11 protein-coding genes are annotated in these 12,875 nt (G+C 67.1%); 3 read left to right on the plus strand and 8 right to left on the minus strand.

The annotated features are described in order from the left end of the window. Position 1: 1 nt before the first annotated feature. On the minus strand, positions 2–1,474 hold the full coding sequence (locus FG95_RS07745; RefSeq protein WP_037555097.1) for a glycerol kinase: 1,473 nt from the start codon (positions 1,472–1,474) through the stop codon (positions 2–4). 312 nt (positions 1,475–1,786) lie between these two features. On the opposite strand from FG95_RS07745, the gene FG95_RS07750 reads away from it, so the two are divergent. From FG95_RS07750 to FG95_RS07760, 3 genes are all read left to right on the plus strand, one after another. Next, positions 1,787–3,193 (plus strand): DEAD/DEAH box helicase, encoded by a 1,407-nt coding sequence (locus tag FG95_RS07750; protein ID WP_037555098.1) that lies wholly within the window; start codon positions 1,787–1,789, stop codon positions 3,191–3,193. Between the two features lie 147 nt (positions 3,194–3,340). After that, positions 3,341–5,008 (plus strand): MFS transporter, encoded by a 1,668-nt coding sequence (locus FG95_RS07755; protein WP_037555099.1) that lies wholly within the window; start codon positions 3,341–3,343, stop codon positions 5,006–5,008. A gap of 206 nt (positions 5,009–5,214) precedes the next feature. After that, a complete protein-coding gene (locus FG95_RS07760) occupies positions 5,215–6,255 on the plus strand; it encodes an alpha/beta fold hydrolase (RefSeq protein ID WP_052182194.1) in 1,041 nt (346 codons plus the stop codon). Here the strand turns inward: FG95_RS07760 and FG95_RS07765 are convergent. The 7 genes from FG95_RS07765 to FG95_RS07795 all read right to left on the minus strand — a co-directional run bounded on the left by FG95_RS07765 (position 6,209) and on the right by FG95_RS07795 (position 12,808). Next, positions 6,209–6,961 carry an alpha/beta fold hydrolase gene (locus FG95_RS07765; RefSeq protein ID WP_037555100.1) on the minus strand — a complete coding sequence of 251 codons (753 nt, stop codon included), beginning with the start codon at positions 6,959–6,961 and terminating at the stop codon, positions 6,209–6,211. The genes FG95_RS07760 and FG95_RS07765 overlap by 47 nt on opposite strands. A 46-nt stretch (positions 6,962–7,007) precedes the next feature. Continuing rightward, complete coding sequence (locus FG95_RS07770) at positions 7,008–7,247, minus strand: hypothetical protein (protein ID WP_037555101.1); 240 nt, start codon at positions 7,245–7,247, stop codon at positions 7,008–7,010. Positions 7,248–7,408: 161 nt separating this feature from the next. Further along, positions 7,409–8,080, minus strand: coding sequence for a spermidine synthase (locus FG95_RS07775; protein ID WP_037555103.1), 672 nt, complete (start codon positions 8,078–8,080; stop codon positions 7,409–7,411). A 6-nt stretch (positions 8,081–8,086) separates the two neighbouring features. Beyond that, the gene (locus FG95_RS07780) at positions 8,087–9,337 is read right to left on the minus strand and encodes an N-succinylarginine dihydrolase (protein ID WP_037555104.1); all 1,251 of its coding nucleotides are present in this window, start codon (positions 9,335–9,337) and stop codon (positions 8,087–8,089) included. Positions 9,338–9,339: 2 nt separating this feature from the next. Next, a complete protein-coding gene (locus tag FG95_RS07785) occupies positions 9,340–10,341 on the minus strand; it encodes an arginine N-succinyltransferase (RefSeq protein ID WP_037555106.1) in 1,002 nt (333 codons plus the stop codon). Then, positions 10,338–11,549, minus strand: a complete 1,212-nt coding sequence (locus FG95_RS07790; protein ID WP_037555108.1) for a hydrolase — start codon at positions 11,547–11,549, stop codon at positions 10,338–10,340. The genes FG95_RS07785 and FG95_RS07790 overlap by 4 nt, the downstream gene beginning before the upstream one ends. A gap of 47 nt (positions 11,550–11,596) precedes the next feature. Continuing rightward, the gene (locus FG95_RS07795) at positions 11,597–12,808 is read right to left on the minus strand and encodes a hypothetical protein (protein ID WP_152567605.1); all 1,212 of its coding nucleotides are present in this window, start codon (positions 12,806–12,808) and stop codon (positions 11,597–11,599) included. Positions 12,809–12,875: the final 67 nt, after the last annotated feature.

The raw sequence follows: 12,875 nt of genomic DNA on the forward strand, positions 1-12,875 counted from the left end.
CTCAGCCGAGGACTTTTGCAAGCGCGCTTTGCCATCCGGCAAGGCGCGTTTTGCGTTTCCGGGCGTCCAGTGCCGGCGTGAAACGCGTCGCGGTGCCGCGCATTGTCGCGGCGGCGCTCGCGAGATCGGGATAAAGGCCGGCCCCCGTCGCGGCGAGCATCGCGGCGCCGAGCGCGGTGCTTTCGACGAACCCCGGGCGTTCGACCACCAGATCCAGCATGTCGGCCAGATCCTGAGCCATCCAGTCGTTCGCGGCCATGCCGCCGTCGATCCGCAACTCGGCCCAATCGACCCCGTCGGCGGCGAAGGCCGATTTGAGGTCGTGCGCCTGATAGGCCTGCGCCTCGAGCGCCGCGCGCGCGACATGCGCTTTCGTGCTCGCAAAGCTGAGCCCCGACAGCGCCGCGAGCGCATCGGGCCGCCAGTGCGGGGCGCCGAGCCCCGCGAGGGCGGGGACCAGATAGACGCCGCCATTGTCGGCGACCGACCGCGCGAGCCCCTCGCTCTCGCCCGCACTCGCCAGCAGGCCCAGCCCGTCGCGCAGCCATTTGATCAGGCTGCCGGCGACGAACACCGATCCCTCGAGCGCGTAAGAGCGGGCGCTCTCCTCCTGAACCAGGATGGTCGCGAGCAGGCGGTTCGCCGACTGCGGCCGTTCGGGACCGCTCGCCGACAGGATGAAAGCGCCGGTGCCGAAGGTCGCCTTGGTCTGCCCGGGCGACAGGCACGCCTGTCCGATCGTCGCCGCCTGCTGGTCGCCTGCCATGCCGCAGATCGCGATCGGACTCCCGAACAGCGCGGGTTCGGTCACGCCGACGCGCGTCGTGCAGCCGGTGATTTCGGGGAGCAGCGCCATGGGCACGCCGAGCAGGTCGCACAATTGCTCGTCCCAGCCGCCATCGCCGTTGATATCCATCAGCAGCGTGCGCGAGGCGTTGGTCGCATCGCTGACATGGGCGCCGCCGGTCAGGCGGTAGACAAGATAGGATTCGACCGTCCCGACCGCGAGCCGGTCGCCCGCTTCGCGAAGCTGCGGCCAGTGTTGCAGTGCCCAGCCGATCTTGCTCCCCGAAAAATAGGGATCGAGCAGCAGGCCGCTTCGCTCCTGCACCATCGCCTCGTGCCCCGCCTCTTTCAGCGCCGCGCAATCGGCGGCGGTGCGGCGGTCCTGCCAGACGATTGCGGGCGCCAGCGGCTCGCCCGTCTTGCGGTCCCAGAACACCACCGTTTCGCGCTGGTTGGTGATGCCGATCGCGGCGACCTGATGCGCGCCGCCCGCCCGTTCGACCATATCGCGCGTGCAGGCGAGCGTCGCGTCCCAGATTTCGGCCGCATCATGCTCGACGAGCCCCGGTGCAGGATAATGTTGCCGAAACTCGCGTTGGGCGCTGCCGAGCGGGGTGCCGTCGGCGTCGAAGAGCATCGTGCGGGTCGAGGTCGTGCCTTCGTCGATCACGATGATCTTTTCCGGCATGATGTCCTCCCTCTCCCGTTCGCTCTTCGCCAAGCTCAGCACGAACGGGGGAAGCGAGCAATCCCGTGCCGAGCAATAATCTTGCAATATCGCGCAACCCATGCCATATGATGGTGCAGCGCAGCATGGCGGACCCTTCCGCCGTAACCACCGGCAGCGTGATTTTCCCGCCCGAAACAGGCGCGGGACGAGCCGGACCGGCGCTTTGTCCCCAGAGGCACCCTTTCACGCGGGTCGTTTCGAACCCGCGGCCGTGCGCCGTCCGTTCGATGCGAACGGATGCGCCTGCGCGTCGCCCCATGTGAGTATTTTATGACGACTTTTAACGACTTTGGCCTGCACGCCGACATCAACCGCGCGCTTGCCGCCAAGGATTATACCCAGCCGACCCCGATCCAGACGCAGGCGATCCCGCCGCTGATGAAGGGCCGCGACCTGTGCGGCATCGCGCAGACCGGCACCGGCAAAACCGCGGGCTTTTCACTGCCCTCGATCCATCACCTCCTGACCTATCCGCACCGCGCCAACCCGCGCAGCTGCCGGATGCTCGTGCTCGCGCCGACGCGCGAGCTCGCGGCGCAGATCGCGCAAAGCTGCCGCGACTATGGCCGCTTTACCAAGCTCAGCGTCTCGACCGTCTTTGGTGGCGTGCCCATCAACAAGCAGATCCGCGACCTGTCCGGCGGCGTCGACATCCTCGTCGCCACGCCGGGCCGCCTGCTCGACCTGATCGACCAGCGCGCGCTGCGTATGGACGACGTCGAAATCTTCGTCCTCGACGAAGCCGATCAGATGATGGACATGGGCTTCATCCATTCGCTGCGCCGCATCGCCAAGCTGCTGCCGTCGCGCCGCCAGAACCTGTTCTTCTCGGCGACAATGCCGAAAGAGATCGCGGGCCTCGCCGACCAGTTCCTCAACGACCCGGTCACCGTGTCGGTCGCGCCGCAGGCGACGACCGCCGAGAAGATCCGCCAATATTCGACCTTCGTCGAACAGAAGGAAAAACAGGCGCTGCTCACCGCGGTGATCGGCCGCGAGGATATCGATCGCGCGCTTATTTTCACCCGTACCAAGCATGGCGCCGACCGCGTCGTGCGCCACCTTGCGGGCGCGAAGATCAAGGCGATGGCGATCCACGGCAACAAGAGCCAGTCGCAGCGCACGCAGGCGCTGCAGGCGTTTCGCTCGGGCGAGATCAAGCTGCTCGTCGCGACCGACATCGCCGCGCGCGGCATCGACGTGTCGGGCGTCAGCCATGTGATCAACTTCGAGATCCCGAATGTTCCCGAACAATATGTCCACCGCATCGGCCGCACCGCGCGTGCCGGCGCGGAAGGTAAGGCGATCAGCTTTATCGCCCCCGACGAGCGCACCTATATGCGCGACATCGAACGCGTGACGCGGACCAAGTCCGAACCGATGCCGCTGCCCGAGAATTTCAGCGAGCTGGTGCGCAACCTGCCCAAGCCGGTCCAGCCGCCGCGCGATACCGGCAGCAAGGGCCGCAACCCGCAGCGTCAGCGCGAGGACGCGCACCGTCAGCGGGATGGGGGCCAACGCGCCGCCGGGCACCGTGATGGCGGTCAGCCGCGCGGCGATCGCGGCCCGCGCCGTGAGGTTCCGGCTGCCGATGACCAGCCCCAGCGCAAGCGCCGCTTCCGCCCGCGGAACAAGAGCGTCGGCGCACACAAGGGCGCGGTGAAGCGCGTCGGCTAAATTACAGACAAACCTCATTTTCCGTTCGTGCGCTTGTCGAAGCACCGCCCTTTCCTCTAGCATTGCGCAAAAGGAAGAACGGCCCCTCGACGGGCTCAGGGCGAGCGGATGTTGGGATGAACCACTTCCGAAAAAAGGGAGTGGCAAATGACGGACGGCGCGGGCGTAGCGACAACAGCACTCGGCACCCGCCAAAGCGAGCGCAAGGTCATCCTCGCGTCATCGCTCGGCACGGTGTTCGAATGGTATGATTTCTATCTCTACGGCCTGCTCGCGACGATTATTTCGGCGCAATTCTTCTCGGGCGTCAACGAAACCACCGGCTTCATCTTCGCGCTCGCGGCTTTCGCCGCGGGCTTCGCGGTAAGGCCGTTCGGCGCGCTCGTCTTCGGGCGCATCGGCGATCTCGTCGGGCGCAAGAACACCTTTCTCGTCACCATGGGGCTGATGGGCGCCTCGACCTTCCTCGTCGGCGTGCTGCCCAGCTATGCGTCGATCGGCGTCGCGGCGCCGATCCTGCTCGTGCTGCTCCGCCTCATCCAGGGACTCGCGCTCGGCGGCGAATATGGCGGCGCCGCGACCTATGTCGCCGAACATGCCCCCGACGGCAAACGCGGCCTGTTCACCAGCTTTATCCAGACCACCGCAACGCTCGGCCTGTTCGCGGCGCTCGGCGTCGTCATCGCGATCCGCACGGCGATGGGCGAGGCGGCGTTCGCCGACTGGGGCTGGCGCATCCCCTTCCTGATCTCGATCGTCCTGCTCGGCGTTTCGCTCTGGATCCGCCTCCAGCTCGAGGAAAGCCCGGTCTTCAAGCAGATGAAGGAGGAGGGGACGACGTCGAAAGCGCCGCTGACCGAGGCGTTCGGGCGCTGGGAAAATCTCAAATGGGTGCTCGTCGCGCTCTTCGGGGCGGTCGCGGGGCAGGCGGTCGTCTGGTATTCGGGGCAATTCTACGCGCTCTTCTTCCTCGAAAAGACGCTGAAGGTCGACGGTGCGACCGCGAACATATTGATCGCCATCGCGCTCGCGCTCGGCACGCCCTTTTTCATCTTCTTCGGCTGGCTCAGCGACAAGGTCGGGCGCAAGCCCATCATCCTCGCAGGCTGCGCGCTCGCCGCGCTCACCTATTTTCCCGCCTTTCAGATGCTGACCGAAGCCGCCAATCCGGGGCTCGCGGCCGCGCAGGCCAAGGCGCCGGTGACGGTGATCGCCAACCCCGCCGCCTGCTCGTTCCAGTTCGATCCCATCGGCAAGAACAAGTTCGATCGAACCGCGTGCGACGTCGCGAAATCGCATCTGGCCAAGGCCGGCGTGCCCTATGTTTCGCAAGACGCGGGGAGCGACTGGGCGACGGTCACCATCGGGCGAGAAGTGATCACGATCGCCAATCCGCAAGGGGGTCTCGGTCCCGGCATGAACGCCGCCGGCATTCCCGCCCGGCTTGCCGAGATGGACGCGGCGCTCGCCGCCGCCGGCTATCCCGCCAAGGCCGACCCCGCCGTGATCGACAGGCCGCTCGTCGTCGCGATCCTCTTTTACCTCGTGCTGCTCGTGACGATGGTCTACGGCCCGATCGCCGCCTTGCTCGTCGAGCTGTTCCCCAGCCGCATCCGCTATACCGCGATGTCGCTGCCCTATCATATCGGCAACGGCTGGTTCGGCGGCTTCCTGCCGACGACGGCGTTCGCGATGGTCGCGGCGACGGGCAACATCTACTACGGGCTCTGGTATCCGGTGGTCGTGGCGATGATCACCTTGGTGATCGGCCTGTTGTTCCTGCCCGAGACCTTCCGGCGTAAAATTCACGAATAGGCCAAATTGCTCCTCCCTGTCGCGCAGCGATGGGGAGGTGGCAGCCCGAAGGGCTGACGGAGGGGCTTTGACGTCACCGTCGCGGCCCCTCCACCACTCGCTTCGCGAGCGGTCCCTCTCCCCATCGCTGCGCGAGGGGAGGAGCTTCACATTGACGGAGCAGCTCGGCGCGCTAGGGTCGCTTCACGCCTTGAGGGGGGCGCGTGATGGTTGCTGACGATATGGATTTCGACGAGCCGCAGCCGCGGCGGCGTCCCTTGTTCCGGCGCAAGCGGGTGCTGATCCCGCTCGGCGTCCTGCTCGCGATCGTCGCCGGTTTCCTGCTGCTGTTGACCCCCGACACCGATCGCGACGCGATGATCGCCAAATATGGCGGCCCGGACGCGGCCTTTGTCGCGGGGCCGGCCGGCCAGCGTATCCATTACCGCGATCAGGGCCGCGCCGACGGCCCGCCGATCATCCTGATCCACGGCGCCAACGCCAGCCTCCATACGTGGGAGCCGCTGGTGAAGCGGCTCGGCGCCACCTGGCGCATCGTCACGCTCGACCTGCCCGGGCACGGACTGACCGGCGCGACCCCCGACACCGATTATTCGGCCGAGGGAATGATGAACGCCGTCGACGTCGTCGCGGCGAAGCTCGGCCTCGATCATTTCATTCTCGGCGGCAATTCGATGGGCGGCTGGGTCGCGTGGCGCTATGCGCTCGCGCAGCCCGCGCGCGTCGATGCGCTGCTGCTGATCGACGCCTCCGGCATGCCGTTGCGGCCGGGGGAGAAACGGCCCGAATCGAACGTCGGCTTCCGCGTCCTCGAATATCCGTTCGGCCGCTGGCTGGCGACGCGGGTGACGCCGCGGATGCTCGTCGAACAGTCGCTGCGCGGCTCGGTCGAGAAAGAGGACATCGTCGATGACGCGATGATCGACCGCTATTGGGAGCTGCTCCTCTTCCCCGGCAATCGCGAAGCCACGGTGCTGCGTGCGCGGATGGATCGCGAGCCCGAGTTTGCGGCGCGGGTCGGCGAAATCGCGGCGCCGACCCTGATCCTGTTCGGCGACAAGGATCGGGTGATCAATCCGAGCGCGGCCAAGACGTTCAACGAACGGATAAAGGGGTCGGAGGTCGTGATCCTGCCGGGCATCGGTCATTTGCCGATGGAGGAAGCGCCCGATGCGACCGCCGCTGCCATTTCCGGCTTTCTCAAGCGGCGGCTTGCGCCCGCTCCGGCTGGTCCAGAAACGCGCTGATCCGTACCGAAATCGTCGCCGCGTGGGTGAAGGGGAAGAGGTGCGATCCCGGCACCACCTCCAGCTCCGCGCCGTCGATCAACTCGGCGATCGCCTGGCCGTGGCACGCGGGAACGACGCCGTCGCGCTCGCCCATCAGGACCAGTACGGGCGTGCCTTTGAGGTGCGGCAGCATCGCGGCGCTCGTCCACCCCGCCATTGCCATCGACTGATAGGCGAGGCCGAGCGGGGTCGCGGTCGGCAGCTTGAGGCCGCTCGCCAGCATATCGTCGTCGAGCAAAGCCCCCCAGCCGATCCCCGGCGCGCCCACCGTCGGGGTCGTCGCCATCAGCACCAGCCGGCGCATGCGCCCGGGAAACTGGATCGCGACCTGCTGCGCCAGCGCGCCGCCCCAGCTGAACCCCGCGACGTCGATCACCTTGTGACCGAGCCGGTCGGCAATCTCCATCACCACCGCCGCGATCGTGGGGGCGGCATAGGGCAGCAGCGCGTCGGGCGAGCCGCCGACGCCGGGCATGTCGAGCGTCCACACTTCACGGCCGTCGATCTGCGCGAGCAAAGGCGCAGCGGCGGCGATGTCGGCGCCGATGCCGTTGAGGAACAACAGCGGTGTACTGGGCGCGCCTTCGCGCCAGCGCGCGACGCGCAGGCTCAGGCCGTAAACATGCTCGGTGCTGATGGTGGGCCGCCCGCTGATCCTGCTCATGGGCCGTGCCTTGGCATATCCTGATGACCGGCGAAAGTCCGGTGCGCTAGCCCGCCCGCCTCGCGGCCTCCGCCGCCTGCTCGTAGCGCAGACAGTCGAAAATCTTCGCGCCGGCAAGGAATACTGACCCCGTGCAGGCCAACAGCAACAATTTGCCGCCGTAACCGGGATATTCGTGCAGATAGGCCGCGCCGCGCGCCATCGCGCCGACGGCGAGCGCATAGATGATCAGGCACGCCTCGAGGCGGGTCTTGATGACGAACAGGCGTCCGATCTTTTTCAGCATCGCCCTATCCCAAGCAAGCGCCGTGCCACCGGCGCAAATCGGGGATTCGACGCGCCGGTCTTATGGTAAATTGTAAGTTAATCCGACAGGTGACGGAAGGGCCGGGAGCTTGCACATAGCGCGAAACCGGCCCGACCTGCCGCGTCCGGCCAGTAACGGATCTATCCCGCCCGCGCGAACCAGATCACGTGCCGCGCGCCCTTGCCGCCCGCTCGCGCCCGAACGCCGACCTCCTCGACCCGAAACCCTGCCGCCATCAGCCGCCGCGTAAAGCGCGCGTCGGGGGCGGCCGACCAGATCGCGAGCACCCCGCCCGGCCGCAGCGCCGCTTTCGCCGATGCGAGCCCCGCCGCCGAGTAAATCCCGTCGTTCGCCGCGCGCACCAGCCCGTCGGGGCCATTGTCGACGTCGAGAAGGATCGCATCATAGCGGCTTCGCCCGCCCGCAATGGCCGCTGCGACGTCGCCGACGACCAGCTCGACGCGCGGATCGTCGAGGCAGCCCGCCGCAAGCTCCACCATCGGCCCGCGCGCCCAGTCGATGATTTGGGGGACGAGTTCGGCGACGGTGACTTTCGCGTCCGGGCCCAGCGCCGCCAGCGCGGCGCGCAGCGTGAACCCCATGCCATAACCGCCGATCAGCAATTGCGCCGCGTCGGGCCCGCGCAGCCGGTCGCAGCTCATCACCGCGAGCGCCTCTTCGGAGCCGCTCATTCGGCTGTTCATCAATTCATTGCCGCCGATCGCGATGATGAAATCGTCTCCGCGCCGGTACAGGCGGAGTTCGTCTCCGCCCGGAATCTGAGCGGTGTCGATCAGTTCGCGTATCTTCAAGGAAGATCAGTCCAGTTCGCTGAGGCCAAGCTCGGCGAGCAGGGCGCTCCGTGCCTTGCGTACGTCGCTCGCCAACGCAGCCGAGCCAAGGTCGCCAGGCGCGATCGCCTCGGGCCAGAGTTTCGCCACCACGGCGGCGATGCTATCGAGTTTCGCCTCGTCGGCGATGAAGCGCGGATCGACGGTGGCGGGATCGGCGACGACGCGCAGACGCAGGCAGGCGGGGCCGCCGCCGTTCGCCATCGACTGGCGGACATCGACGGGCAGCAGGCGGCGGATCGGGCCGTTGCCCGCGATCATAGCTTCCAGCCAGTTCCACACCGCCGGCGTGCCCTGCGCCTCGGTCGGCAGCACCAGTCCCATGCCGCCGCCATCGGGCAGGCTGACGAGCTGCGCGTTGAACAGATAGGATTTGATCGCATCGGGCAGGCTCACCGCGCTGGCCGGCACCTCGACGATCTCGACCGCGGGGAAGGCCGCGCGGATTTCGGCGTGCGCCGCCTCGCGGTCCTCGAACGCGGTTTCGTGCGTGAACAGCACATGCTCGTTGGCGACCGCGACGACGTCATTGTGAAAGGCGCCGCCCTGGATCGCGCTGTCCGACTGGCGGATGAACAATGTGCGCGCCGGGTCGAGGCGGTGCGTCCGCGCGATCGCCTTCGACGCGTCGAGATGCTGGCGCGCGGGGAAGCGGCCGCCACCGACGCCATAAACAAAGATTTCGACGCCTTGCCCGTCGTGCCCGCTGCAGAGCCGCATATGGTTCGCCGCGCCCTCGTCGCCGAACGGCGCGGGGACTGGGGCGTGTACCTGAAACGCCGGATCGGCGAACGCAAGGCGAAGCTGCGCGAGCGTGCCCGGCCATTCGTGGCTGCGGTGCGGCATGGTGACGAGGTTCGCGACGGTCAGATGGCATTTGCCGTCGGCGCTGTCGGGCGCGGGCGAGACCGTCGCGGCATTCGCCGCCCACATCGACGAGGCCGACCAGGCCTGCGCGCGCAAATGGCTTTCGGCCTCCTCCAGCGTCGTGCCGAGCGCCGCAAGCCAGGGCGCATCGGGACGATCGAGCGGGACGAGAAAACCTTGCGGCAGCCCGAGCGCCAGATTGTGGCGCATCTTCTCGATGCCCTGCAGCGCCGCGGCGCGCGGCTGCGACACGTCGCCGGCATGGCTCGCCGACGCGATATTGCCGCGGCTGAGCCCCGCATAATTGTGGCTGGGGCCGATAATCCCGTCGAAATTGATTTCGGTGAGCATGGTTACCGCCCGATCCAGCTGATTTCGTCGCCCTTGCCGACGCCCAAAATGCGCGCCGCCTCCGCGTCGACCGTGCCGTCGGCGCCGACCTTTCCGAAACAGCAGCGGAAATCGCCGAGCCGCCCGGTCGCGATCAGCGCGTCCTCGCCGCTTTCGGCGATGCCCGTCACCTCGACATGTTTCGCATCGCGCACGCTCGCGACCTGATCGGTGCGTGCTGTCATCGTCGGGCCGCCATCGAAGATGTCGACGTAATTTTCGAACGCGAAACCTTCATTTTCCAGCATCCGCATCGCGGCGCGGCCGGTCGGGTGCGGGACGCCGATCACGCTGCGTGCATGTTCGTTCAGCATCGCGATATAGACGGGATGCTTGGGCATCAGGTCGGCGATGAACTGATTGCCGTGGACGGCGTTGAACTGGTCGGCTTCCTGGAAATTCATCCCGAAGAATTTGCCCGCGACCCCGTCCCAGAAGGGCGATCCGCCCGCCTCGTCGATCACCCCGCGCAGCTCGGCGAGGATACGGTCACCAAAGCGCGCACGGTGCCGCGCGATGAACAGATAGCGCGAGCGTGCGAGCAGCAGCCCGAGCCCGCCGGCGCGCGCCGCGGGATGCAGGAAAAGTCCGCCGACTTCGCTCGCACCGTTGAGGTCGTTGCTCAGCATCAGCACCTGTGCATGAAAGGTGCGGCCCAGCTGCTCGCTATGCTTGCTGTCGGTGCCGATGCGATAGGAATAAAAGGGCCAGCGCTGGCCGACCTGCCCGAAAATCTGGCAGGTGCCGCGCACTTCGCCGCTGTCCAGATCCTCGAGCACCATCAGGTAAAGCTCGTCGGCGGGATATTCCTTTTCCGATGCGAAACTCGCTTCGGCGCGCTCGAGCTTGGCGCGGAGCGCCTTCTTGTCGGGGGGCAGGTTGGTGAAGCCGCCACCGGTCAGCTTCGCCATCTCGTAAATGCTTTGCAGGTCGCCCGGTTTGGCCGCCCGGATCACATAATTCACACTACCCCCCGTTCCGCTATTCTCAACATGGTCAGCGCCGACAGCCGCGCCCGTTCGGCGAGGCTGTCGACGATCAGAAATTCGTCCGAGCTATGAATCGCGCCGCCTCGCGGTCCCATCGTGTCGACCACCGGAATCCCGCACGCGGCGATATTGTTGCCGTCGCACACGCCGCCGGTCGCGTTCCAGCCGATCGCCGGCAGGCCGAGCGCCGTCCCGCAGTCGCGCACCAGCTCGAACAGCCGCGTCGCGGCGGGGTCGAGCGGCTTCGGCGGCCGGTTGAAACCGCCATGGACATGGCAATGCACGTCATGTTCGCGCGACACCGCCGCGACGGCATCGCGCATCGCGGCTTCGGCCGCCGCCATCGCTTGCGGAGTTGTTGGGCGCATGTTGACGCGCAGGATCGCCTGATCGGGCACGATATTGTTCGGCCCGCCGCCGTCGATCTTCGCCGGATTGACCTTCAGCGCATCGGATTTGAGCGCGCCGAGCCGCAGCGCGAGGTCGGCGGCGGCGAGCAAGGCGTTGCGCCCCTCCTGCGGGTTGCGCCCCGCGTGCGCGGCGCGGCCGTGGACGATTACCGAGAAATTGCCGCTCCCCGGTCGCGCGCCCGCGAGCGTGCCGTCGGGGAGGGCGGGTTCATAGGTCAGCGCCGCGGTCTTGCCCTTCGCGAGCTCGGCGATCAGCCGCGCCGACGCCTGGCTTCCCGTTTCCTCGTCGCTGTTGATCATCACGTCATAGCCGACGCGCTCGGCGAGCGGCGAGGCTTCGAGTCCCGCGAGCGCGGCAAGGATCACCGAAATGCCCGCTTTCATGTCCGCGGTCCCGGGGCCGTTGAGCACGCCGGGCTCGAGCCATTTCAGCGTCTGGAACGGATGGTCGGCGGCAAAGACCGTGTCCATATGGCCGGTCAGCAGCAGCTGCACGGGCGCGTCGGGCCGCACGCTAAGGTGCAGATGGTCGCCGCGCTGGATGATGTTGACGGTGCCGGCGCTATCGACGCTCTCGACCGGATCGGCGGCGACGAGCCGGACCTCGCCCGGTAACGCGGAAAAGGCATCGGCCAACTGGCCCGCGACGCTCTTCAGCCCCGCAAGATTGCCCGTGCCGCTGTTGATCGCGGCCCATCGCTCGACCTGCGCGAGCATGGGCGCGTCGGCGGCGCTTTCGAGCGCGGGGGCCTCGGCGGTCGTGACGGAGTTCATGCGCCGGCTATAGACGTGCCTGCCGCCCTTTTGCCACCCCCGACGCGCTATGGGGTCTTTGCAGCAGTAGCGACGGGTTCGAGGAGCGGTGTATAACCGCGAAGCTGCAACGCCTTGCGCGGCGAAAGCGTCGCGGCGAGCGTGCCCAGCACTTGCTGCGCCCGCACATCCTTGCCCTCAGCGAACAGGGTGCGGGCGAGTTCGACCCGCGCCCGCTGGCGCACGTCCAGATTGCCGAAGGGGTCGAAAAAGGAATCGATGCGGCTCTTATCCTTGACGCCGGTCCAACCGAAAGGCTTGGCGCTGGCCGCATCCTCGGCAATCGTCGTATAGCTCCGTGCGGCTTCTGCGAGCGATATCTTGCCCGTCAATATGCCGTATCGCGTCTGGAACAGCCGCGCTTCGGGCGAGGGCGCCTCGCCCGCGAAATCGGCGAGAATGCGCTCGACCCATCCCCAGTTCACGACGCCCGTGGTCGCCTGCATTCCGAGTAGGTTGAAGGCGAGGATCGCACCGCGATGGTCCGCTGTCGTCGCCGCGCGCACGGCAGCGTCGCCGGGGCGGCCGAGGCTCGCGGCGGGCACGAGTTCGATCGCGGGATCGTGCTTCAGGATCGCCTCGATGTCGGGCTTGTGGAAATATCCGACGACCACCAGCACGGTTTCGCCTTTCCGCTTATGCGCGATCGCGCGGACGCGCTGCGCCTGCATGAAGGTGCGATAGAGATAGAGGCGGCGCGGCAGGTCGCGGTCGGCACGCGGCGCGGGCTCGGTTGCCCATTTCTGCAACGGCGCGAGCGTCGCGGGGTCATCGGCCGAAAAGAAATCCCAACCGAGTATCTTGCGGTCGGGGAAGGTCAGGAAGCCCTGAAATCCCTGCGCCTTCCGCACTTCGAGCGGCGTATCGAGATCGAGGCCGAAGCCGAGCAGTTGGTCGTGGGCCGGCGGCATCCAGTCGATCGGGCACAGCTCGGTCGCATTCTTCGCGGCCCAAGGCAGGATGATGCCCTGGATTTCATAAGTGAATTCGTAATAGTCCTGCCGCGACGCCTGTTCGGGCGGGCGTTCGATACACACCGCCGCGGGCTTTACGAGATCGAGCCAGGCCGCGAGCATCCCCGGTTGATCCTTTTCGGCGACGAGCTGGGCGGCGTGCTCGACGCCGAGGATCGCGACGCGCGTTCTGACTTCTTGGGCATGGACAAGGGACGGAATGACGGCGACCAGGAGAGCAAACCACGGAAAGGCACGTCGCAGCACGGTAGATATCCTCGGCTAAGGAAATGGATGCTCGCATAGCATGGGTGGCGGCGGGGGCAACGCGGGA

The sequence above is a fragment of the Sphingopyxis sp. LC363 genome (genome assembly GCF_000756385.1).
Classification (GTDB): Bacteria; Pseudomonadota; Alphaproteobacteria; order Sphingomonadales; family Sphingomonadaceae; genus Sphingopyxis.

Excerpts from the sequence above, each read along its gene's own strand:
- FG95_RS07765 (WP_037555100.1), bottom strand. The coding sequence starts at position 6,961 with ATGAGCAGGATCAGCGGGCGGCCCACCATCAGCACCGAGCATGTTTAC.
- FG95_RS07790 (WP_037555108.1), bottom strand. The coding sequence starts at position 11,549 with ATGAACTCCGTCACGACCGCCGAGGCCCCCGCGCTCGAAAGCGCCGCC.
- FG95_RS07755 (WP_037555099.1), top strand. The coding sequence starts at position 3,341 with ATGACGGACGGCGCGGGCGTAGCGACAACAGCACTCGGCACCCGCCAA.
- FG95_RS07750 (WP_037555098.1), top strand. The coding sequence starts at position 1,787 with ATGACGACTTTTAACGACTTTGGCCTGCACGCCGACATCAACCGCGCG.
- FG95_RS07745 (WP_037555097.1), bottom strand. The coding sequence starts at position 1,474 with ATGCCGGAAAAGATCATCGTGATCGACGAAGGCACGACCTCGACCCGC.
- FG95_RS07780 (WP_037555104.1), bottom strand. The coding sequence starts at position 9,337 with ATGCTCACCGAAATCAATTTCGACGGGATTATCGGCCCCAGCCACAAT.
- FG95_RS07770 (WP_037555101.1), bottom strand. The coding sequence starts at position 7,247 with ATGCTGAAAAAGATCGGACGCCTGTTCGTCATCAAGACCCGCCTCGAG.
- FG95_RS07760 (WP_052182194.1), top strand. The coding sequence starts at position 5,215 with ATGGTTGCTGACGATATGGATTTCGACGAGCCGCAGCCGCGGCGGCGT.